This window comes from Azotobacter beijerinckii, assembly GCF_900110885.1.
GTDB classification, from domain to species: Bacteria; Pseudomonadota; Gammaproteobacteria; order Pseudomonadales; family Pseudomonadaceae; genus Azotobacter; species Azotobacter beijerinckii.
In genome coordinates, this window is record NZ_FOFJ01000022.1 from 1 (window position 1) to 24,344 (window position 24,344).

Annotated in this window: 14 protein-coding genes; all 14 read right to left on the reverse strand. The window is 57.6% G+C overall.

Translation table 11 applies throughout. The features are described from left to right. Positions 1-247: IS66 family insertion sequence element accessory protein TnpB (gene tnpB / locus BMY22_RS12530; RefSeq protein WP_139204230.1), on the reverse strand; the 247-nt coding region annotated here is incomplete at its 3' end. Positions 248-832: 585 nt separating this feature from the next. Next, the gene (locus BMY22_RS12535; RefSeq protein ID WP_090622433.1) at positions 833-1,129 is read right to left on the reverse strand and encodes an HU family DNA-binding protein; all 297 of its coding nucleotides are present in this window, start codon (positions 1,127-1,129) and stop codon (positions 833-835) included. Between the two features lie 249 nt (positions 1,130-1,378). Continuing rightward, the gene (locus tag BMY22_RS12540; protein WP_090622436.1) at positions 1,379-4,459 is read right to left on the reverse strand and encodes a type III restriction-modification system endonuclease; all 3,081 of its coding nucleotides are present in this window, start codon (positions 4,457-4,459) and stop codon (positions 1,379-1,381) included. Positions 4,460-4,582: 123 nt separating this feature from the next. Then, positions 4,583-6,226, reverse strand: a complete 1,644-nt coding sequence (locus BMY22_RS12545; protein WP_244158861.1) for an RNA-binding domain-containing protein — start codon at positions 6,224-6,226, stop codon at positions 4,583-4,585. A gap of 28 nt (positions 6,227-6,254) precedes the next feature. Further along, entirely contained in the window at positions 6,255-8,228 is a 1,974-nt protein-coding gene (locus BMY22_RS12550) for a site-specific DNA-methyltransferase (RefSeq protein ID WP_090622440.1), read from the reverse strand. Between the two features lie 43 nt (positions 8,229-8,271). Beyond that, positions 8,272-8,946, reverse strand: a complete 675-nt coding sequence (locus tag BMY22_RS12555) for a DUF4391 domain-containing protein (protein ID WP_090622442.1) — start codon at positions 8,944-8,946, stop codon at positions 8,272-8,274. Continuing rightward, positions 8,943-12,233, reverse strand: coding sequence for a helicase-related protein (locus BMY22_RS12560; protein WP_090622444.1), 3,291 nt, complete (start codon positions 12,231-12,233; stop codon positions 8,943-8,945). The genes BMY22_RS12555 and BMY22_RS12560 overlap by 4 nt, the downstream gene beginning before the upstream one ends. A gap of 435 nt (positions 12,234-12,668) precedes the next feature. Continuing rightward, the gene (locus tag BMY22_RS24890; protein WP_244158862.1) at positions 12,669-16,301 is read right to left on the reverse strand and encodes a zincin-like metallopeptidase domain-containing protein; all 3,633 of its coding nucleotides are present in this window, start codon (positions 16,299-16,301) and stop codon (positions 12,669-12,671) included. A gap of 49 nt (positions 16,302-16,350) precedes the next feature. Then, on the reverse strand, positions 16,351-16,584 hold the full coding sequence (locus BMY22_RS25370; protein ID WP_090622446.1) for a hypothetical protein: 234 nt from the start codon (positions 16,582-16,584) through the stop codon (positions 16,351-16,353). A gap of 10 nt (positions 16,585-16,594) precedes the next feature. Next, on the reverse strand, positions 16,595-18,793 hold the full coding sequence (locus tag BMY22_RS12575) for a DNA topoisomerase III (RefSeq protein ID WP_090622448.1): 2,199 nt from the start codon (positions 18,791-18,793) through the stop codon (positions 16,595-16,597). Between the two features lie 6 nt (positions 18,794-18,799). Then, positions 18,800-19,336: a conjugative transfer signal peptidase TraF gene (gene traF / locus BMY22_RS12580; protein ID WP_090622450.1), complete on the reverse strand. Its 537-nt coding sequence runs from the start codon at positions 19,334-19,336 to the stop codon at positions 18,800-18,802. Then, positions 19,333-21,249 (reverse strand): type IV secretory system conjugative DNA transfer family protein, encoded by a 1,917-nt coding sequence (locus BMY22_RS12585; protein WP_090622452.1) that lies wholly within the window; start codon positions 21,247-21,249, stop codon positions 19,333-19,335. Before BMY22_RS12585 ends, traF begins: the two co-directional genes overlap by 4 nt. After that, positions 21,246-23,645, reverse strand: a complete 2,400-nt coding sequence (traI, locus tag BMY22_RS12590) for a TraI/MobA(P) family conjugative relaxase (RefSeq protein WP_090622454.1) — start codon at positions 23,643-23,645, stop codon at positions 21,246-21,248. Before traI ends, BMY22_RS12585 begins: the two co-directional genes overlap by 4 nt. A gap of 14 nt (positions 23,646-23,659) precedes the next feature. Further along, positions 23,660-24,031, reverse strand: a complete 372-nt coding sequence (gene traJ / locus BMY22_RS12595) for a conjugal transfer transcriptional regulator TraJ (protein WP_090622457.1) — start codon at positions 24,029-24,031, stop codon at positions 23,660-23,662. Positions 24,032-24,344: the final 313 nt, after the last annotated feature.

Sequence of the window (24,344 nt, forward strand, 5' to 3'; positions counted from 1 at the left end):
CATCCGGCTTGGTCTTGAACCGCTCGGCCTCCAGGCGCTTGAGCCACAGACAGAAGCCGTTGCGATGCCAGTACAGAATTTTCACTTGGTTGCGTGTGCGATTGAGGAAGACGAACAACACAGGGTCGAACACCGCGACCTTGATATCCAACTCGACCAGGGCTGCCAAGCCATTGATGGATTTACGGAAATCGACCGGCTTGGGGTAGAGGTAAACAGCTTTGACGTTGGGGGCGGGACGCATCATGCGGGGCAAGTTCCAGAAGGAATCGGGAGCTCAGCATCAGATCTCAGGGCGTGGTTTCGAAGGTAGGGTTTATGGAGCGGTTACCAATCAGGGCGATTTTCGACCGGGATTAACTGCGACTGACCGATCTGGCCAACCAGCATTAACTGCGAATGAACCTGCATTGATCCGCGCCGACCTGCATTCCATCGGAGCCAGCCAGAACTAGCTGCATCTGATCGAACGTCCAGAATCTCTTCAAGAGTCCGTGAAACTGGACTTTGATTTCTGAACAGGATTCGTAGAGCGATCAGGCAGAGTAAGGTGGCTTACCGAATTTCATCGACGCTAGCGTCTGGAAAACCATCGTTTGTTGGACGCTAGCGAACCCAGTGAATAGTCGCAGTTAATCCTGGCCGGAACTCTTTCCATTGCAGGCTCACCTGATCGATTGCAGGTTCATTCGCAATTAATGCTGGTTGGCCAGATCGGTCAGTCGCAGTTAATCCCGGTCGAAAATCGCCCTGATTGCAGGTCGGGCCGTTTTCGTTTGCAGGTCGTTACACCTAACCACACCTCATCCCGGCAGATCGTGCTGCAGGTCTCTCAGACTGCTGCCTCGGACACTTCCTGATTCAGGGCGTCTTTCAGGCCCTTGCCCGGCTTGAAGCCCGGCAGCTTGGCGGCAGCAATCTGGATCGCGGCCCCGGTCTGCGGGTTGCGACCTTCACGGGCGGCGCGCTCCTTCACCTCGAAGGTGCCGAAGCCGACCAGGGTGACGGGCTCGCCCTTCTGCAAGGTGCTGGTGATGGCAGCGGTGAAGGCGTCCACTACTGTGGTGGCGGTCGTTTTCGGCAGGTCCGCAGAGGCAGCAACGGCGGCGATCAAGTCAGCTTTGTTCATTATTCAATCCAGGTTGGAATTCGGCCCGCGAGTATAACCGGGCAGAAGCCGTTCATCGGGCAATACCGTGTGATATTCGGCGACTCGTACCTTGTTGGGCGGTCACTTCAGCGCGATTTGCCAGACAGCATCTGGCAAATGCGGCTATTCATGGTCAAAAACGTGCCGTAATAGCCCAAGAGGGGCGGAGCCTCAAAGGAGGCTCCGCCCTGCTGAAGTCCAGCTTCTACGAAGAGAAGCTCCGCTCAGTCATTTCACCAGTTCCATCAACTTCCCATATCCATCCACTACGTCGTACTTCACTTGGTCCGACGTGATCTTCTTGAAGAACTTACGGGCGCAGGCAATCTTGGAGGCTTCAATGGCGCGCAGATCCAGGCTGGACATGGAGCCCTTGGTCTCGGCGATGAAGTAGATGTGCTTCACCTTTCCTTCCTGGAAAGCGATGGCCCAGTCGGGGTTATAGTTGCCGACCGGCGTCGGGATGAAGAAGCTCTTCGGCAGCTTGGCGTAGACCACCACCTCGGTGCTGGCGTCCAGGTTCTCGACGAATTTGCGCTCGTTGGTCGAGTCGGTGAACACGTAGTCGTAGATGTGACGCTTGGCTTCAAAGGCGTTGCTGAAGTCGTCCTTGGGCTTCTCGGCGGTGAAGATATCCGAGCTGTGGCTGTCTTCCACCGGATCGTAGGCGATGTGCTCGATGATGGCGGTAGCCTTCTGCTCGTTGATCAGGGAGCCAGCCTTGGCGATGAAGTCTTCAGGGTTGGTCTTGTACTGGCTGAAAACGGCAGCATTGAGGCCCTGCAAAATGCGAGCGATGGTTCGGCGCGTCAGATGGGTGGCCTCAGCCAGATTGCCGAGCAGATCGTACTTCACCGCAGAATGAACCGAGTGGGTGTACGTTTCGGTCGCCGTCTGTGCGAGCTTGAAAGCCTCGCCCTGCTTCAGTTCGTCGAAGCTGGCATGCTCTTTCTGGATGCCACGCTCGATAATGTACTGCATGGGCTTTACGCGCAGCCCCTCATCCTTGTCGTTGAGTGCGGTGATGCATTTTTCAACCAGTTCTCCTGCATCGAAATCCACCGTGTAGGCGGCTTTGCGATTGATCTTGCTCCACAGCGCCTGGAACTCTTTCTTTTCGAAATTAGCCATGTTCAGCGGATTGACCTTGGCCTTGCGGCCATCGCTGGGAACAGGTATCTGCCCTGCGCTGAATACGCTGTCGATCAGCTGGAATACCTGCTGGGCATAGGGCTGCAGCTCTGCAGGCAATTCGGCCAATTGCTCTTCCCGCTTGGCCTCGTGATAGGCCGGGGTGATCTGGTCGTTGTCGTCGGTGTAGTCGTTCTTCAGCAGGTACTTGTAGATCTGCTTGGCCAGCTGCGGCGTGACCTCCACTTCGCCGGTCGGCGTCTGCAGGATCTTGCCGGTGAAGTATTTCTCATTGGCCTCACGCGGTCTGGCCAACAAGGACTCGCTGATGTCCTTCTGGAGTCCATCCACGAACGTCCGGTAGCTCTCGCTAGCCACCACGGTCAGCTCGTTGATGTCATGGACTGTGGCCGGGTAGTCCATACGCTCGCCATTCTGGTTGACCGACAGGCGCAGGCCACGTCCAACCTCCTGACGACGGGAGATGGTGTTGTCGCTGTGCTTGAGGGTGCAGATCACGAAGACGTTGGGGTTGTCCCAACCTTCGCGCAGGGCCGAGTGGGAGAAGATGAAGCGCACCGGCTCGTCAAAGGACAGCAGGCGTTCCTTGTCCTTGAGGATCAGGTCGTAGGCATCCACATCGTCGGTTTCGGTGGACTTCTTGCCGGTTTCCGGATCAACCAGGCGCTTGCTCTTCTTGTCGATGGAGAAGTAGCCGTTGTGGGTCTTGCCGACCTGAATGCCCTTCAGATAGCGGTTGTAGGGCGTGTCCTCCAGGCTCAGCACCTCGTTGAGGTAGGCGTTGTACTCCTCCTCGAAGACTTGCGCATACTCGCCGGGCTGCTCGCCGCTCTCGTCATACTGACGGTACTTGGCCACCTCGTCGATGAAGAACAGCGTCAGCACCTTGATATCCTTGCTGAACAGCATCATTTCCTTGTCGAAGTGGGCCTTCACCGCCTCGCGAATCTGGATGCGGCGCATGGCCGGCTCGTCCAGGTTGCCCATAGCCTCGCCGGCCATCAGCTCCACGCCGTTGGTGAAGCTTAGGGTGTCGATGCGCGCATCGATCTCGGCGACGACATAACCCTCCTTGTACTGGTCCAGTCCGTCGGACCGCTCGTACAGGTTGTCACCGCGGCCAAGCTTGCGCACGACCCGCTTGATGCCACTGTTTTGCTTGATCTCCATCTCCACGCGCGCCATGGGCGGCTTGTTGGCGGAAACCTCGATGCTTTCCAGATACAGATAGGCATTGGTGCCGGTCAGGCCTTTCACCGTGATACCGTTCACCTTGATCTTCTTCACCAGCTTCTGGTTATAGGCATCCAGAGCGTCGAGGCGATGGATCTTGTTGTAGTCGGTCTTGTGAGTAGCCGAGTAACGCGCGATGAACAGCGGGTCGAACTCGCTGAGCGAGTCGAGCGTCTTGGCTCCTTCCATCTTCTGCGGCTCGTCGAGAAACAGAATCGGCCGGTTGGCCTTGATCACGTCGATGGGGCGACGGGACTGGAAGTCGTCCAGCTCCTCGTAGATCCGTCGGTTGTCCTTGCCCTTGGCGTTGAATGCCTGGACGTTGATCACCATGACGTTGATGCCGGCGTCCGAGGAGAAGCTCTCCAGGTTATGCAGCTGCTTGGAGCTATAAATGAAAAAGCGCGCCTTCTTGCCATAGCGCTCCAGGAAGTGCTCGGCGGTGATCTGCAGCGACTTGTAGACCCCCTCGCGGATGGCAATGCTTGGCACCACGACGATGAACTTGCTCCAGCCGTAGCGCTTGTTCAGCTCGAACATGCTACGGATGTAGCAGTAGGTCTTGCCGGTGCCGGTTTCCATCTCGATGTCGAGGTTGATCGAGCAGCCGGTCTTCTTGTCATGTACCAGAGCCGCAGACTGCGGCAGGTTCTGCCGGCGCTGCACGGCCTGCACGTTGGCCAGCAGCTGGGATAGGCTCAGAGCCAGGTCGGCATTGCGGAAACCGGCATCTACAGGTGCGAGAGCCTGCTGTAGCTCCATCCCGGCCAGAGAAACCTGCTGCGGTGTGGTTGGTACAGCCGGCTTGACGCCTGGGTCAATGCGATAGTTCACGCCCGACGACTTGGGCTGGCCGGCAAAGCAGTCGGCCAGGGACTCCACGGCGTGGAGCTGGTAGGCCTGTTCCTTGAACTTCAATTTCATATTCGATTCCTGCGAATCTGGGCGTCCCCGGCAGATGCCGCAAGACAGAATCTATTTAAAAACAAATGGTTATGGCAGATTTATTCTGCACTTATCCTGCAGGGCGGCCGATTTATTCTGCATTTATTCTGCAAGCACCCACACCGGGGCCTTGCGGGAGCCGATGTTTCTGATGCGCTCCGCCCGCCTCAGACTGGTCAGCAGGTGGCCGATCTTGGTCTGCTTCTGCTGATCGTCCAGCGCGTCGCTCAGCTTGCCGAGCAGCAGATGGTCGACATCCTGGCGACTTGCCGTACCGAATTTCGTCAAAAGCTCGATGATCAACTGCTTGTAGTGCGCATCGTCGAAGCCGCGCGTGCGGATGTATTCGGCCTTGCTGGCCGTAGCCTTGGCCACGGCGGCGGAGACATGCAGATTCGGCTTTCGTCCTTCGATCAGCCCCGCCTTGCGCAGCCGCTTTACTGCAGCGGGATCAAGCGGGAGTTTTTTCTGCACACGGTCGAGCGCAAGGATGTCCTCCAGAGCAAGATCGGTCTTCTGGATCAGCATGCGACTGTAGGCAGGGTCCACCACACGCCCATGGATGGTCATCCGTACTGTCTGCGGCTCGCTCAGGTCGTAATCCGGCATGGGGAAGAAACGCCGGGCTTGGCCCAGATGGATCTCATGAATGCCGTAGCCCATGGTGTCGATCATGTTCAACTCGGCCATGGCCTGGGCCAGGAAGGGGTTACGGTAACGCCGAGGGGTCTTGGTGCCGGCGATATAGTCGCTGGGCTGGCCTTCGAAGAAACTGCCTTCGTTCTCCAGGATCAGCCGATCCGGAAACTCGGTCACGATGATTCGACCATTGCGGCTGTAGTCCTGGTGAGCGATGCAGTTGTGCAAGGCTTCCAGGACGATCTTCTGGTCGTACTTGGCCAGCTCCACGGCCAGGAGCTGATCCTCCGGCAGGATGCGGATCTGGATGTTGCGGATCTTCTGATAGAGGCCACTGCTGCTGAGCAGGAAGGGTGGTCCGAAATGCTCATAGGCTCGCTCCGGCCCCTCCAGCTTCCAGGTCAGCTGCGCCGGATGGGGAGACAGCAAGTGCGCCGATTCCTGCTTGCCCAGCAACAGCAGCGTGGCACGGGTAATCTGGCCATCGCGGGTCAGTTTGGCGCGGTCGAGAAAGGTTGCGTCCGTCCAGCCCATGACCGTCTCGACATCAAAACGGTTGGCGTACTTCTTGGCAAACGACTCCCGAGCCCGAGCCAGGGCGGCACCATCCAGGTGAGCGAGCGCCGCCCCCGGTACCAGCTGCGCGGACCAGTCTGCTGCCCCCACCTGACGACGAATGTCGTCGAGCTTGTCCAGCCCCAGGTGTGTCAGGCTTTCCCCGGAACGAGCGTAGTAATGCCCCTTCCAGGCAATCGGCATCCCCAACGGAGCGGCCGGGATCTCGAAGAGCAGCATCCGTCCCTCCTCCAGCAGCAGCTCGTGGATATTGCGCAGGGTGATGCTGGGCTCCGTAGAGTCGGAGATCTGCATCTTCAGGCTGTGCAGGTGTTCAGGCTTCTGGCGGTAATCGGTTCCAACAGGCTTGCGACTGTGATTGTCCACGCCGAATACCAGCCAGGCGCGGTCCTGATTGCGCAGATTCGCCTCGTTGGCCAGGGCAGAGAAATACATGCCGATCTTGTCGGTCGAGTAATCGTTACCGGCACGCTTGAACTCCACCACCTCGCCTTCCCAGCGCTCGATCAGCGAGCCCAGCAGCGCCTGCAAAGCCTGACGGTCCATTGCGGCTTCCCCCTCAGAGCGTCTTGATCTCGGTCATCGGCGACAGCAGCTTGAACAGCTGCTCGACGTTGATCTTCACGCTATCGCTGGCGAAGCCGTTGTCGCGGAAAACCACGCGCAGTGGTTTGTGCTCGGCGATCTGTTTGACGAAGGCCTCGTCGATGCCCTTGTCGAAGCAGGCCAGCAGGGCGTTGCCATCCACGAAGAACACGTTCTTGCCGGCGATGGTTTGCTGACTGATCGGCAGGGCCAGGTCTACGCCCCAGTCCAGCAGCACCTGGAACAGCAGGTCTTCTGGGGTACGGTCTTCGCGGATATTGTCGACCTGGCTGGAGAGCAGATCCTGAGTGACAGCATCGGGGATGTAGTACACCTCTTTCATATTGGAGGCGTCAATTTTCAGGACGCGGAAGCCGATATCTTTGCTCCAGTTTTGGTGCAAATTTCCTTGAAGAACATTCTTCCCTGCACGACGGATACGCTCTTTGCTAATTTCCGCGATGCTTTTGTACCCCGCCTTGAAGGCCTCAGATTGAGTGTCGCAGCCTTCAGGAAGCTGAACTATAATGAACTTACGATTGCCACCATCCTTCGAGTTCAAGGTGAGAACTGAATGGGCCGTTGTAGCTGAACCAGCAAAAAAATCCATTACGATACATTCTGGATCAAATCTACATGCTGAGAGGCATAGCTTTGCAATTAGCTTCGATGGTTTTGGAAAGCTCATAAGGCTTTGTGCACCAAATAGGCTATGCAGCTCATCAAACGCATCCTCGTTTGTTCCCCAGCCATCAACAAACAAATCATCCGAATAGACAAACTCAAAACCTGTTGAAGACTCCCCTTTCATTGGAAGAAGGTCTTTAAGCATTTTATGCCTAGGCTCAGATACAACCCGCCTAAAATATAGATCCTGTGTTACATATAAACTTTTATCTTCAGCATACTTATCAAGCAAGCTTTGAGAGTAAATCCAATTACTATCAACACTAACATCTTCAGCCAAAATACCATTTTCAATCACAAGGTCGGAAAGAAGGATCATCTCCATATTTCCAGAACTTATTCTGCCACCCGCAGGCATTATATAATCTTTCTCTCTAAACTTACTTGGAATCCCCTTTCTAATAACTCTCTCACCTCGAGAATTTGTTGTTTTAATAACTGGATATGTTTCTTCGCCTCTCGCAATTTGCCCAATCAGACCACAAAACAAAGATATGTTTTTAGTGTATGTAACAATGTATTCCTTAACATTTGTCGCTGCTCCAGAAAGAAAGGCACCCTTTTTTTTCTTTTCCCAAACAAGCTGTGAGACGAAATTCTTTTCGCCAAAAATCTCATCGCAGATCTTGCGAAGGTTCTGACATTCCTCATCACCAATACTGATAAAAATCACGCCATCATCTGTTAAGAGGTTTCTCGCTAAGCGCAGGCGTGAGTAAATCATAGTCAACCAATCCGAATGGAACCTTCCATTAGACTCGGCGTTTGCTACAAGACGACTACCGCTCTCATCTTTTTGATAAGACCGTTTGAGAAAATCATCAATATTTTCTGAAAAGTCATCCTCATAAATAAAGTCATTGCCCGTATTGTACGGTGGATCTATGTAGATCATCTTGACTTTTCCAATATAGGTTTCCTGCAGCAGCTTCAGCGCTTCCAGGTTGTCTCCTTCAATAAATAAATTCTTAGTGGAATCAAAATCTACACTCTCATCCCGACAGGGACGCAAAGTCTTGGCAATCGGTGCATTGGCCACGAGCAAGGCTTCGCGCTTGCCCGGCCAGTTCAGCTGATAGCGCTCCTGCGGCCCCTCGACAATATGGTTCGAAAGCTCCTGCCGCAGCAGATCAAAGTCGATGGCTTTTTTCAGTCCACCTTTACCATCAGCGGCTTCGGTCACACAATTTGGGAAAAGCTGTACCAGCTTCTCAATATTCGTCTCGGTCAGGTTCGGCGAGTGCATTTTCAGCTTGTCCATCAGACTTCCTGTACTTCTTGAGTTCTTGCTTATCCGGTGAGAGTCAGGCGCTCAGCCGGTCGATTTCATTCTTCAGCTCGCGCAACTGGGCATTGAGCACTACCTTGCGGTTGAACTGTTTTTCCCTGTGCAGGCGAGCCTCCAGCTTCTGGTACTCGCTCTGCTTACTACGCAGTCGGGCTAGCCGCTCCAGCTGCTCGGCCAGGCTCTCGCCGGTGCGGGCAGGGTGCGGCAGCAGGTTGCGCAGCAGTTGTTCGTAGAGCACCTGCAGGTCCAGAGCCATAGGCAGGGGCTGTCGCTCGGCGTCGTCCGGCAGCCAGCGACTGCTCAGGTAATCGCCGAGCACCCATTGGCCGGCTTCTGCCTGGCTAGGCCGCTTGAAGGCCGCCACCATGCGGATCTGTCGGTCACGGTGCAACTGGAAGATGATCGGAAAGGGGATGGCCTGATCGATGGCACGCAGCACCTCGTCGTCCAGCTCGGCGCCCTTCAGAGCGATGTCGAAGACTTGAATCTCGGGCGCCTCCGTCCGCGCCGGCAGGTTGATGGTTTCCGGGGCCAGCTTGTAGGCCCAGCGGATCTGCTCGACCTGGGCGACGAACCTATCGCGCTGGGCGCTGGCAAGCTGGCCGTGTTCGTAAATTTTGCTCTTGGGCACCACGCGGCCCAGCTTCGCCTGGCTGGGAAACGCAAACAGAACCTGAGTAGTCTGGGTCATGCCACATCCTGAATGACGATGAAGGCGATCAGCTCGAAGTCGTCCAACCCGGCGATGGTATCCACCAAGGCCGTGGTCTTGCCGCCACTGAACAGACTGTCGATGTCCTTCTCCTCCTTCACCTCGATCATCGAGTGAATGGTTTGGTCGAGCAGGTTGGAGTAGGTCTGCATGTCACGGCCATCGTCGGTGGCCTGGTTGAAGCGCTGGTAGGCCTCCGGGATTGGTTGACCATGGCCCTTGCAGGCGGTACGGGCCAGATCCAGCAGGCGCTTAGCCTCGGTGTAGTCGCTGATGACCTGGCCGTCGTTGCCGATGTAGATCAGGTAGTAGGGATAGAGGCGGTTCTGCTGATTGATGTCCACGCCATGGTTGCGGTTGCGCAGGGTGAAGATCACGCCCGGCAGCAGGCCCAGTTCAGGCCGGGACGACACCACAGCATGCATGCCGTTGGGCACATGGCTCAGCTCGCCGTGGCTCTTGATGTAGTTGAGCAGGTCCATACGGAAGTCGTTGAGCCCGAGGTCGGTGATGGAGACACCGGTCTTGAGGTCTTCCATCTCGATCACTTCATCCTGCAGGCGGCGCAGTTGCTCCTTGCGGTAGGCCACGTCGTTGGCTTGGGCGTTGAGCACGTTGTCGTCACCGGTCGCGGTGACGTCGGCGATCACCATGCGGTTTTCCACCCGCTCCTTGAGGTTGATGTACTCGTCCAGGCTGATGTCCGGCCAGTAGTTGACCAGTTGGATACTGGCGTTCTGCGAGCCGATGCGGTCCACCCGGCCGAAGCGCTGGATGATCCGCACCGGGTTCCAGTGGATGTCGTAGTTGATCAGATAGTCACAGTCCTGCAGGTTCTGGCCTTCGGAAATGCAGTCGGTGCCGATCAGGATGTCGATCTCGCGCGGCTCGTCCGGGTAGATCGCGGCCTTCTCCTTGGAGCGCGGCGAGAACAGGGTCAACAGGCCCTGAAAGTCGTAGCTCTGGCGGCTGCCAGGCATGGTACCGAGGGTGGACTTGGGGGCGTCGCTACCGGTGACTTTGGCGGTGTGGACCTGGTAATTGCGCTGCAGGGAGTCGGCCAGGTTGGCGTACAGGTAGTTGGCGGTGTCGGCGAAGGCGGTGAAAACCAGCACCTTCTTGTTGCCGGGGTTGATCGGCGAGGTGATCTTGCTGGCGATCTGGGTCTTCAGGTGCTGCAGCTTGGCGTCGTCGGCGGGCGTGACCTTGCTCATCTCGCCAAGCAGCTCGTCGATGAACAGCAGGTCGACCTGCAGATCCTGCTCCCAGGAGGGCAGGTCCATGTCCTCCAGGTTGATCTTGATCTTCTTGCCGATACTGAAGTCGCCCGGCATCGGCAGGCTGTCCTCGTCGAAGTCGGCGTCCTCGAAGGCTGCCGTGACATCGGCAAAGTCGCTCGCCTCGCCGGTCTTGCGGAACGTGGCGATTTTCTCCAGGGCGCTTCTGTGGCTGGCCTGCAGGCTTTGCAGGGTCAGGCGGAAGGCCTCCACCGAGCTTTCCAGGCGCTTGAGCAGGTTAGTGGTCATCAGCGCCTGCAGGCTCTTCTCGCGGTCGGCCTGCCTGAGCTTGCCCCGGCCCCCTTCGACCTGGGTGTCGTACAGCTCCTCGTACTTCTTCAGCCGGCTGGGCAGGATGTAGCTGACCGGCGCGTACACGGCGAGCTTGAGTTGCGACAGCTGGTTGAAGATCTCGTTGAAGCCGATCACGTCGCCTCGCTGGGTCAGCGGACAGTGGAAGGACAACGGCTTGCGGCGCTCGGGGAAGCGGCCGATGTCGGCAGTGTTGTAGAAGGTTTCGATGTGCCGGCGCGAGCGGGCGATGGTCACGCTGTCCAGCAGCTCGAAGAAATCGAAGTCCAGGGTATTGAGGATCGCCGTGGCGGTACGCTTCTCCGGCGGCAGGTTGGACCAGGCGTTGAAGGCTGCCTGAGCGCGCCGGAAGATGAGGTCAATGTCCTTGCCGCCACGCAGCCGGCTACTCAGCGCCTCGCTGTCGCCCTCGTAGGCCAAAGCCAGCTGATTCTTCAGGTCGTTGAAGCGGTTGTTGACCGGGGTCGCCGAGAGCATCAGCACCTTGGTCTTCACCCCTTGGCGGATGACCTGATTCATCAGGCGCTGGTAGCGGGTTTCCTTGTCCTTGTAGACGTCGTTGTTGCGGAAGTTGTGCGACTCGTCGATCACCACCAGGTCATAGTTGCCCCAGTTGACGCGATCCAGCGGCATGCCCAGCGAAGTGCCTCGGGTGCGGCTGAGATCGGTGTGGCAGAGCACGTCATAGCCGAAGCGATCCTTGGCGAAGATGTTGGTCTTGAGGTTCTGGTTGTAGGTCAGCCAGTTATCGGCCAGCTTCTTCGGACAGAGCACCAGTACGGACTTGTTACGCAGCTCGTAGTACTTGATCACGGCCAGCGCGGTGAAGGTTTTGCCCAAGCCCACGCTGTCGGCCAGGATGCAGCCGTTGTAGGTCTCCAGCTTGTTGATCAGACCGGTGGCGGCGTCGTGCTGGAAGTTGAACAGCTCCTGCCAGATCAGGGTGTCCTGGTAGCCGGTACGGTCGTTGGGCAGGACGTCCTCATTCACGTCCTCCAGGAACTCGCGAAAGATGTTGTAGAGCATCAGGAAGTAGATGCGCTCGGGGGCATTCTCCTGATAGACCGAGGCGATGTGGTCGCACAGCCGGGCGGTGACGCCTTCCAGCTTGTCCTGGTCGTTCCAAATCTGCTCGAACAGGTTGAGGAACATTCCGGTATGGGCCGGCTCGTCGAAGCGGGTGACGATGTTGGAGAGCGCGTTGCCCTTCTGGTAGCCCAGATCCACTGCGGTGAAGCCCTGCACCGGCATGTAGACAGCCTCGTTCGCTGACCCCCGCACACCGATGAACGGCTGCATGGGAGCCATGCCCCGGTTGGAACGGAAGGTGGCCTTGCGGCGAATCCAGTCGGCACATTCCCGGGCGATGGCCTTCTGGGTGAGCTTGTTCTTCAGCTGGATCTCGAACTCACTGCCGGTGAGGCTGCGCTCGCGCTCGGCCTTGGGAATGTGGAACTCGCGCTGCTCCTTCTTCAGCTTGTCCGTCGCCTCGCTGGGCACGAAGGTCGGCGAGGTGAAGATGAACTCCAGGGAGTCGATGCTCTCCAGCTCCTTCTTCAGCGCCACATAGGCGTAGATGGAGAAGCAGGACGCCGCAATCTTCAGCTTGGCCCCGGGCTTGAGCTGGCCCTTGAGGTCGTCGCCGAGCAGCGCGTTGATGTTATCGATCAGGTCCATGAGACGTCATCCCAGAATGCGAGCTTGGGGGATTATCGCGGGGAGACACCGTATAACCAAAAACAAGTTGCTAATCCCGAGCTGCGGAGTCAGTCGCTGGTCGAGGCTCGCCCCGCGACGATGCGCTCGGCAACCAGAACTGGCCGACCCCGAAGAGCCGTTCACCAGCGGCAGCAGTGGAGATGCCAATGCCGGTGGCATGACTGCGCCGTGGATGATCAGCGCCTGCAGACCGAGGCGGTATGTGGCGAGCGAGATCGCGGTCGGTGTGCGGGGGGTAGCAGGTAACTGCCATTCCTACCGCGACCAAACGATGTTCTTAGCGATTACGATTTTTTCCGAATTCTGCGGGCTCCCCATTTAGAAACGAAAAAAGGCGCCGCGCCTTTTTTCGTAGAATTATCCAAACACCGCTTCGGCGATTCCCCCCTAGGATCAGTGGGACATTGCCCGGCGAGGTTGTCGTTGCTCTTGCTGCGTTTGTAATTGCTCCAGACGCTGCTGCTCGGTGCGCTCCTGATGCTTCTTGATAGCAAGGGACACTTCCGCTCGTACCTGACGATCCAGTCCTTCGCGACCAAGGACGCTCTTTGTAGCAAGGTCGTTGAAGTCAGTGAAGCGCTTCATCTGGTTGATGGCCTCCTGCTGCTCAGGGGTAAGTTTGTTGGTCCGAGCCTTCTCCTGGTCAATTGGCTCCAAGTTTGCTGGATAGCTCTGTTCTCTAGGGGCGAAGATGGGGAAGATGGCCTTGCCGTCTACCGCCTTCGCGGCCTCCAACGCTTTCGTTCGGCCGGGGTTTTTTCCGTCAATCATTTCCTGATGAACATCGTTGTCGCCGGCAATGATGAAAGGCTTGTCCGGGAACTGCTCGCGAAGCTGCTTGGCGACGTGGGGGAGATTCCCCGAGTCGAACGCGGCAACGGTGGCATAGCCGAGGCTCTGAGAGAGCGTGTCGGCTGTGGCATAACCCTCTCCGACTACGATGGCCGGTGCTTTGGTCAGGGCCTCAAGGTCCCCCCCGACGACATGAAAGTTCTGGTGCTTCTCTGTTCCCTTCGCGAACATCTTTGTGCCATTCGGGCGGATCGACTGCACTGCCTTGAGGTCGCCTTTGGTGTCTTGGGCCGTCAGCAGCAGGTCGCCAGCCGTGAATACCAGGTTGTCGGGGTTCGCCTCGCGTAGCGCTTTCGAGTCCTTAGCGGTTTTCCCGATGAGAATAATCGAGTCGGCAGGTAGCCCGCTGGTGTCCGCCGGCACAACCTTGAGGTCGCCCGGCCGGGCTTGCTTGTTCTTGAGATATGTATGATTGGCCGTCGCTTGAGGGGCAATCGCCAGCAATTCGTTAATTGCCTTTACAGCCCTGGTCTGATTGGCCTCGCGCTCAATACTACGCTGCTCCAGCCTCTTCGCCGCATCGGCCTGAAACGTCGCCTTCTCACTCTCGCTGATCGCGTACCCTTTGGCCTTCCAAGTCGCCTTAACACCCGTGCGGTGATTCTGGATGCTCCCTGCCGGAATCCCCTTCTCACCCGGTGCCAGCTCAAATCCCCGATAAGCTCCCGAAGTATTGCCCTTGCTACCGCCCTCAACGGGGACGCGGTGCCACTTGCCATCCATGATTGGGTGATCGCCCTCCACCACAAGCCCGGCCTCTTTCATCGCCTGTGCAAACTCATTGCGTGGCTTCATAGCCGGCTCTTGGCGCTGCTGGTTTTCAGGGAGCCATTGCTTAACATTGTCCAAGTTCGCACCGGGCTTCGCATACCAGCACTTGGCGGGCTTGTCGAAGCCGAGGGCAGATTGCCCGTTCGGTAGCTTGCCTGCCGCCTGCTTGGCTTCATCTTTTTGCTCGTAAGGAATCGCCAGCCAGGTCTTTTCCTTTGCGGTATTCGCCGGCTTTTCGCCAGCCTGGGATTGCTGGGCCTGCTTCTCGCTCCGTTCCAGCTCGGCGATACGACGCTGCAAATCACTGTCGTTGAGCATTAAGCCCATTTCAGCATTCTTGCGCGATTCTTTAGCCGCTGAAATATCCTCGTCGGTGCTGCTCGGATCGCGCCGCACTTGCTCTTCATGGAGACGGGCAAGCCGTGCTGCTTGCTCGTGCTCATCGGTTTGAGCGTATGCGTCGATGGTCTTCAAACGGTCGGCCAGCTCTAGGGCCTGCTGCTCAGCATCAGCGTCCGCGACCCAAAAGTGCAGCCCTCGGCTGTCCTGGGCATAGAGGCCGAAGAACTCGGCTTTACCCGGTGGTGCCTCTTCTACGCCTCCGTCTCCATCAGGCTTGCAGCCGCGTACCTGAATGTCTCCGGTCCAATCGTTCGGCATGGGTAGTGTGAGAGGGACGTCTGCGTGCGTCAGAACCAGTTCCGTGACTCCCTCTCGCGGTGCGTCAGCATTGTTGCGATGCGCTTTGAGGACTTCAGCGATCCGGCTGTCTTCAGCTGGCAGCGCGGGACGGTTGACCTGCTCATGGAGCATTTCCCTCCGCCGTTCCACTGCCTCCTTGGCGTCAAAAATTTTCTGCTCGAAATCATCCGGGGCGTTGAGCATCGCTTCAGCCATTGTTTCATGCCGTTGCCAGAACGGATTATCGCTGGCCATTGGGTGCATTGCGTCCAGCACGTTATAAGCCGTATCAAGTTGCCGCTCATTCATACGGCCGATAACGGGCTGCATGTCCCCTTCCAGTTGCTTGAGCACCCACTGTTCGGCGACAAGCTGCTGCGAGCTGGGTTCTTCTCTCAGTAGCTGCTGGCCCTGCTCCATGTCGGCCTCCTCAGTCTGGTTCCGGCTTTGCATGGTGGCGATAGCCGAGTTGAATGCGGCGCTCTGCCATTCATCGTCCGAGGTCATGCTAGTGCCCGGAACGCGCTGGCCATCAAGGCAGGTAACGGCCTTGCCGTCACCGCTGTTCAACTCTGTATGAATTGGCAGCACCTGGCCGCTGCTGTCGCGATATTCAATCCTGACGTCAGGGTCATGCTCTCCCGCGTTCGACCATCGCAGCACGGCCTCATAACCGTTATCTGCGGCGGTCTTCTGGAGCGTTTGCCAAGACTCCAACGCGCTATAGCCAGGGTTCGCGTTCTGGTGGGTTTCCTGGATATGGGCGAGCACTTCGGCTTGCTCCTGGTCTTGCTCCACTGCCTGAGTGACGCTGATCTGCTGGTCTTGAACCTGTTTCTGCTCGAATGCCAGAACAAAATTCTGAATTTTCTCGGCATCCGCAGCCGCTCGGAAAATCTCAAGAGGATCGTCTTGCAAGGATTTGATCCATGATCCGACATAGGCGGTGTGCTGTTTCGGATCGTGGCCAATCCCCAGCTCGTCGCCGAGGATCATGCTCGCAATCTCGGCTCGAAGCTCTTCTTTGGCATACGCTTCCGAGCCGAACGGATTCGACAGGTCACGATCAAGGCGGGATGGGTGCCCTGTCCAGTGGCCCAGCTCATGCAAAGCGGTCGCGTAGTAACGGTCAGCCGTCTCGAACTGCCCACGCTCCGGCATTGTGATGCTATCGGTCGAAGGCCGGTAAAAGGCACGATCCCCTGCGGAGTGGATGATTCGGGCATCCGAGGCAGCAAGGATGTGTTCGGCCCGCTCGATTGGGTTCCACGTCTGTTCCTTGCGCTGCATCGGCGGAAGACCGTCGATCTGCTCGGCGTTGAAAACAGTGGCGAAGAAAACTCGAGGCCGCTCAAGCGGTATGTTTTCCTTTACCGGCTCGCCGTTCGTGTCAATGACGGGCTTGCCATTATCGTCCTTCTTTGTCCGCTCCTCAGAAAACTTCCAATATTGGATCGAGGTACCCTTTTCGCCCTTGCGTACCTGAGCACCTTCGGCCTGAGCCTGCTTGTAGGTCATCCAGCGCTGGTCGCTGCGACCTTCCATCATGAGCCTGATCGCGTTGATACCCTTGTAGCGCTTCTCGGTGGTTGGGTTCATGGGTAGAGAAGAACCTGGCTCTCCCGGCGACCAAGGCTTTTGCCAAGGAGCGGTCCCCTCCTTGAGCTGCTCGATGAGCTTCTCGGCAACCTCTTCATGGAATGCTTTTTTATGGTTGTCCATTTCTGTGTCCCTCTTGTCCCTCTTGGTCTTCTGTTAACGCCATGACAGATCAGCGAGCCAAGTCATCGACGCTAGCTACGGCGTCTTCCTCACTCAAGGCATCTTCCTCGAATGCTCCCACCTGCTGGGCCTCGTCGGCATCGAACTCGACCTGGTAGCCTGGCAACATCGCGTCAGTCATCTTCTCGCGCAGCAACTCGGCTACGTGGTCCGTATCGTCAAAAGGAATCTCCACCTGATCGTCGTGGAAGAGGCCGTTGTTCTGATCGTTATTTGTGGTCATGGTGAACTCCTTATCGCCTGCTGAAATTGAAATCAGGCTTGCCCTTGAGGTCGGGGTATGACTGCTTGCACTCGGGATAACCGCTGCAACTCCACCACGGCAATGCCGGCTTGCCTGGTCGCTTGGTGCCTTGGCGACGGATTAGGCCGCAACCACAAGCACCGCACTTGTGGATTTGGGAAACGGTGACAGGCACTTTGGGAACGGGCTTTCCGGCCTTGTCGTCGAAACTCGCATCGCAACCTTCCTGGTAGCGCGTGCAGCTCCAGAAAAAGCCATTGCTGTTCTTACGGGGAAACCGGCGCAGGAAGCCGGCCTTGCACTTCGGGCACGCCGGCGCGGCCGATCCAGCGACCGTAATGGAGCCATCATTCGCCTTGGCCACTTGATCCCGTATAAATTGCTCTTGCTTGGCCATGAAGTCGGCCAGGCTGCCTTCCCCTTGCTCGATTTTTTTCAGCATTCGCTCATAGAGCGCGGTGAGCACCGGACTCCTGATGACTTCTGGCAAGACGTCGATCAATCCCCGGCCGAGCTGAGTGCTGACGATGGCCTTGCCCTTCGTCTCCAGAAATTTCTTGTTTTTCAGTTCAGTGATGATTGAGGCGCGAGTCGCCGAGGTTCCGATACCGTCGCCTTCCTTGAGGATTTTCTTGTGCTCGGGATCAGTGACGAACTTATGGATGCTCTCCATCGCCTTGCCCAAGGTGCCCTCCGTGAGGCGGGCGGGCGGGGTGCTCTTGGTAGGCTCCAGGGTCGCTTTCTGGCAAGCGGCCGAGTCGCCCTTTTTCACTGCCGGCAACGCCCGGTTTTCGCCCTCTTCCTCAGCTCCCTCTTCTTCCGACTGCTCGTTGTAGACGGCACGCCAGCCTTTGCGGGTGACGCTCTTGCCGGTTACTCCAAACGCCTCGCCGGCCACTTCCACGATAATCCTGGTGCTCATGTACTCATGCACCGGGAAAAATTGCGCCAAGTAGGCCCGCACGATCAGGTTGTAGACGTTGCGCTCGCTTACTGACAGCGCCGAGGCATCGCCTGCATGCATTGTGGGGATGATCCCGTGATGCGCGGTGATCTTCGCGTCGTTCCAGGACTTTGACTTGATCGTGGGATCGCAAGCGTCGATGATCCGCGCCAAGTCAGGGTTTACCTTTTTAAGCGCAGCCAGCACTTGGGGCGCATCCTCATGCTGCGACTCTGGCAGGTAGTCGCAGTCTGTGCGGGGGTAACTGGTGAGCTTGTGCGTCTCGTACAGTGATTGGCAGACCTTCAACACCTCTTCGGCCGAAGAGCCGAACTTCTTGGACGCCAGAAGGGTGATGTCGGAAAGTGCGAAGGCTCGCGGATGCTGGTCTTTCTTCGGCGTGTCGGTGTGCTCGATGACATGGCCCGTCTGACCAGTAGCAGCCTGGACGATCCCTTCGGCAACCTGCTTGTCGATCAAGCGGCTTTCGGAGTCCATGCCGGCTTGGTCTTCCTTCGGCATCCACTTCGCCGTAAAAATTCCGTTTGCGTGCTGGAAAGTGCCGGCGATGTTGAAGTAATCCACCGGCTTAAAGCCTTCAATTTCACGGTCACGGGCTACTACCAGGGCCAAGGTAGGGGTTTGCACCCGGCCGATGGACAGGACGGCCTGGCCACCTCCGCGCTGCGAGCGCAGTGTGTAGGCCCGGCTGAGGTTCATGCCGATCAGCCAGTCTGCACGGCCGCGAGCGAGCGCAGCCGCTCCGCAACCGGCATACCCTTCGTTATCCTTGAGCGCCGCCAGGCCGCGCTGCACGGATACCGAGTCTTGTGCCGATACCCAAAACCGTTTAACGGGCTTGGTGTTGCGGAAGTACTCTAGGACAGCATCTACAAGTAGCTGCCCTTCCCTGTCCGGGTCGCCGGCATTGACGATCAGAGTGGCTTTTTTGAGTAGCCGGCCAATAGCCGCGAGCTGCTGCTTGGCGTCTGATTTCGGCTCGGTAATCCACGTGTCCGGAATGATTGGCAAATCTTCCGCCCGCCAGATTTTTTTGCCACTTTGATTTCTCGGTACGTCTTCGGGCAGATAAACGTCTGGCTCGGCCTGCTCCAGCATGTGACCAAAGCACCAGGTAACCACGTCGCTATTGCATTCAATGAAGCCGTCGCCGCGTCCAGTCTGGCCCAACTCGCCGGCAATGGCTTTAGCTACCGATGGTTTTTCTGCAATAAAGAGTCGCATTGGCTATCACCATATAAAAACGGGACGGATAACGCCCTCAATTTGGTTGCGGTTGATCGGCCCGAAATAACGACTGTCGAATGAGGTGCCACTTACGTCCGACATAAGCAGCAGCTCGACATTACCGAGGGTGTAGCGGTCGGACTGGTAGCGCGGCAAAGCCCGGCCGGCTTTATCGGTAGTCAGCAGGGCGCTAAGCGGGAGTAGTTGACCGTTGACGGTCACGCCTTCGGCGGTGACGACAATCTGGTCGTCTTTAGCGGCTAAAACCCGCTTCATCATCAGGCTATAGCCACCAGGGCAGAAGCCTGCCCCGATATAGCCCCGTTCCTTGGCGTCATCGAACACGCCGACAGGCGGGGGACAGAAAACGACATAGGCCCCCTTCTCTACCGGCTCGTCGGTAAGCCAGTAGAGGCCAACCGGGATGCTCTTGGTGGTATTCACGCGGGCACCGGCGGAATAGCATCCGATGCCTAGCAGCAGGACAGCGGTGCCGGCAATGGCAGTACGGATGGACAATTTCTTGAGGAAACGGCTCATATCGTGATCGCCTCAGCTGCTGTCACTTCCTGGACTATGCGCAGCTTGTCGCTGTTCTTCGGCGCCGGTATTGCGGCCCTGGTCTGAAAAACAGGGTCTTTGAAGTACAGAGGCTGCTTGCCGTAGATGGCTGGGTAGCCCGCGACGTAAACAACCATGTCGCCAGCCTCGGATATGTCGCCAGAGGCGATCTTGAGCGGGCCGGGCATCCGCAGACACTCGTCCGGGGTCAGTAGTGGGCGCTGCACTTCCTGTATCGTCCTGGACACCTGACCCAACAGGGCGCTGGTTCGCCGGCCGCTGGTCGTGATCTGCTCTTTGACCACGGTGGTTTGCCCAGTGAGCTTTGATAGGTGTTCAGCGGTTTCAACCCGGTTCGGCGGGTAAGCGTTCTGGACGTGGCAGTTCGAGGTGATCGTCTCGTCGTGGCCGTAACCGATTTCACGGCTCTTGAGCTGGTTAATGTCCTGACAAATCAGGTAGCACTTGATACCGTAGCCGGCGACGAACGCCAGCGACTCTTGCAGGATTTCCAGCTTGCCGAGGCTTGGAAACTCATCAAGCATCATCAGCAATCGGTGTTTGTAGTGCGCCACCGGACGCCCGTTCTCGAAGTCCATCTTGTCGGCCAGCAGCCGCACGATCATGTTGATGAGCACGCGCACCAGAGGCCGCAGCCGAGCCTTATCGTTCGGCTTTGAGAAGATGTAAAGGCTGACCGGGTTGTCGTGGTTCATGAGGTCTTTCACCTTGAACTCCGACGCGCTGACGTTCTGAGCAACAACCGGGTCGCGGTAAAGGGCCAGGTAAGTCTTGGCCGTGGACAGGACCGAACCAGCTTCTTCCTCGGGACGGTCCATCATGTCGCGGGCTGCTGAGCCTACAAGTGGGTGATTGCGACCGTTGACATGGCTGTAGGTGACCATTTCCATCCACAAGTCGCCAATATCGCGGTCTGGATCGGCCAAGTTACGGTCCACTTCTGGCAGGGTCGCGGGCGTCCCCTCGTTCTTGCTTTTATAAAGAACATGCATGATGAGGCCGACCAGCAGCGCCTGACTGGTCTTCTGCCAGTGGCTATCCAAGCCTTTGCCGTCCGGGTCCACGATCAGAGTTGCCAGGTTCTGCACGTCACCAACTTCGTTTTCGGTGCCAATACGGATTTCATCGAGCGGATTCCAGCGGACTCCACCGTTGCTGCTGGCAGGATCGAACCGCAAAACCTTGTTGCGAGCGTGCTTCTGTCGCCACCCGGCCGTCAAAGCCCATAACTCGCCCTTGAGGTCGGTAATTACGGTGCTGTCTGACCAGGACAACAGGGTTGGTACTACAAGGCCAACGCCTTTACCCGAGCGCGTTGGGGCATAGGTCAGGACGTGCTCCGGGCCGTTGTGGCGCAGGTAATGCTGGACCCCTTTATTGTCCAGCCATGCGCCTACATAGACCCCGGAGTGGCTGGGTGCGCTTTTGCCGGTCAGAACTTCCAGGAAGCGTCGAGGCCGAGCCAGCAAACCAGCTGCCTGAATGTCCTTCTTGCCGGCCCACCGGGCCGAGCCATGCAGGTATTCGTTCGCTTTGGAACTGTTGGCCGAAATCATCTTGGTCACGACCAAACCAAGCAGGCCAACGCCTGTAGCCAGCACCCCGATGCTTCCTGCCCGCATGAACGCATCGGGATAAATGCCATACCATTTGTTTGCCCAAGTCAGAATTGACCAGGGCGCATAGACATGATTGAAGTGCGGGCCTAATACCTCTTGGTAGTTGAGATCGTAGGCAAAGAACTGAGTGGACGCAGCCAGGCCGACACCGATAGACAATAGGGCCAGAGCAGGCACCGCTTTCCCTACCCCGCTCTTTTTGGCCCGCACTTGCGGGCCAACGGCATTGTTGAATTTGTCTTTTGAAATCATCTGCTTTTTCCTTTGCTTTTAATCGCACCCTTAGCAGTCGCTCTAACGGGATCACCGAGTTTCATGCGCTTCATGCGCCGTGCAGTCGCTTCGTTGATGGGCAACACTAGAACGTCATCGCCACGTTTCAGTAGGGCCATAAACTGCCCCTTTACTTGGCGAACGCCCTCAAACGATGCAGCTCCATCGTCAGCCTGATTATATAGCCTATGCTTCGGTATATCGAATCCTTTAGCCCGCTTTTCTTCGCGCTCTTCGATATATACCCGTGCAGCCTGTTGACCAGAAATTGGGGAGGTGGGGGCCGCTACTCCTGGCCTAGAAACATCCCGTCGCAGCCCGTCAGTTGGTTTGGCTCCTTGGTGCTCCACGTCACCAGGAACATGACGCGGCAATAGCACTTCAGCTCCGTGGGTGAGCTGAACCACACCGAGTTGGGACAGCGCTCGCAGACGGTTCTGGCTTTCGGGCGGCGGTTTGCGTCCAACTCTTGCAACACCAGGCTTTGCGGTTCCACCAAGGGCGCGAACGGGGATTCGTCCACCATCGACGGCGCCGAGTCGTTCAGGAACTCCGGTTCCGGTGGCGCTTCCGCGAACTCCAGCCCCTCGTCCATCGGCGGCTCCGGTGGCTCTTCCGGTGTCGCTTCGACCTCCCCTGGCGGGGTCGAATCCATTGCCGCCAGCGCTTGTGCCAGCAGCTCGTCCTCGGTCAGCTCGGACATTGTTTTTCTCCTTCTCGATTGCTTGTTGCAGGGCCTGACGCCGCTGCTCCAGGGCAGGGTCATCGAACTTGATCGGCAAGTTTCGTACTGCCGCCGTTTGCGCTACCAGCTCCTTGAACTGCGGGGAGCCGGTGAGGGTGATCTGCTCGCCATAGCGAGCAACAGCCATGCGCAAGGCTGTCTCAATACCGTCAAAGGTGGTGCCTCGGGACACCTGGAGCTTACTGCCGTCATCCCGAATGGCCGCTGCGCCGGCCCGGTAGATGACGGTGCCCTCTTTGGTGATGTGGTCTTGGCCATCCAGGGCCGTTTGGGAAGGCTTCTGCGGGCCTTTTGCGGCTATAGCATCCCCCCGAAGGCCCTTCACCCCAGCGCGTGCGCGTAGCGCTTTCAGGGCCTCCTGATCGCCATCCTTGGCTTTAACCTGGAGCCAGTCCGCCCACTGCCTAGCCTTCCGCGTGGTGTTGATCTTCTCGACCGCCTTCCGGTGCTCGGTCTGAATCTTGGCAATCTGCTCCTTGAGCGTCTTGTGCGTGCTCGCGTATAGCAGCCTCTTATTCAGGCCCGGAGCGACCATGAGCTTGATCGAAGCCCGCTTGAGGTCAGCCGCCCGCCTAGCGTTCTCCAACGCTCTGTCGCGCCGATCACGCTCGGCGGCCAGCTCCTTGGCCCGCGTGTGCCTGACGGCGCTCTGCTCGTCCTTGTATCGGGCATACAGTTCGGTTGTGTCGGTGCGATGGCCTACAGGCCGTTTTTCGTACCGCTTACCGCTGTCGATCTTGAGGGACTGCAAGCTGGACATGCTGCGCAGTCGGTTCCGACTGGCTGGCGGTGGGCGGCGGCCTACCTTGCCAATACCAGGTTTAGGCAGCGGCGCACCTGGCGACGGCATGGGCCTGCCATGCTGCCTACCCTCGAACTCTCCTAGCCTATCTTCGAGCTTGTTCTTGGAAAGGTCGCGGGCGACGGTGCTGGCTTTAACCATCGTGCCTTCATGGTCAGCAATGACCAGGCCATTGCCGCGCTCGCGCAACTCCAGGCCATGCTCGTGCAGAACCTGGTGCATTTCCTTCCATGACGTGGCGTTTTGGATTTGCTCCAGGCACTCCCGACGCACCCAGCTAAGCAAGCTCTCAACGCCGGCATGACGCTCCATGTCGTTTGCCTTGCTCTCGCCCAACGACTTCCTGCCGGTGTGGTTGACCCGCTCCAAACCATGTTCGATTTCGAGCTTCGCGCAAATCTCGGCGCGAGTTTTGAAGTCCCGATAGGGCTCGTGCATGGTGAGCCGCTGGGGATGAATCTTGTTGATCGCAACGTGAATGTGCAGAACGTCCGTGTCGTTGTGTACGGCGCTGATCCGCTGATGCTCGCCATACCCCATCGCCGCGCATATGCGGTCTTCAACGTCGCGCAGGACTTCTGCACTCGGCTTCTCGCCGGGCGCGAAGCTAATCAGCAGGTGATAGGTCTTGTCGCCCTCGGCCCGAGTGTTTTTCTGCTGAGCGCTAAGAATGTCACGCACAGCCCATGTGACGCTTTCGCTCTGGCAGTTTGTTATCCGCACCTCACCTACGCGCTCGCTTATCCCCTGGCTGTTGGTGATGTAGTTCACCAGACCCGCGAAGCTGCTCTTCTTCGCTGAGTTCATGGGTATCCGCTTGCTAATCATCTGGCGTCCGACCTTTAGCCGCTAAAATTCAGGCCACGGTCTGCCAACTCCAGCAAGGCATCCTGGGTCGCATCAATCTTCCCGAGAACAGCCTTGATCGTTGCTCGCATGGTGGCCTCATCGAAGCCGGCAAACCGCTCGTCATTGGTCAGCCACAGCTTGAGCAGCCCCCCTAACCGCCCCTGGTCGGCATTGATCTTGGACAGCTCGCCGACCAGCCCGGCGTCGATAACACTGCCCACCTCGTAGCCCAGCCCAACCGCACGCATGTATGCCGCGACCGACTTACCCGCCGCTCGCGCTTTGTCTTCAATCGCAGCTTTCTCTTCTGGGAGGACAGGCACCCGCAGGTGAATGTCCTTTCTAGTCGTCTTCTTCTCGCTCATCTCTTTTCCTTGCGGTTCCACCGCAGCTTCTGACGGCGGTAGCCGTCCAGCCTCGCAGAGCAAGACACCCGTTGAGCGCGAAGCGCGAATAAGGGGAAGTGAAGATAGATAACCGGCTTGCTGGTTAGCTAACTTCACCTGTCTTGCCCGGCTCTTCGAGCCGTTTAACGCCAGATAAGTATCGCATACGAAGCCTTTTGAGCAACGTTTTTAACGCAAATATCAATGGATATAATGAAATTCCGGGAAAACGCGATAGAATGGGGGCTGAGAGGCTTTTAGAAGGGCTAGAATCGCGGCTTAAACGACATTC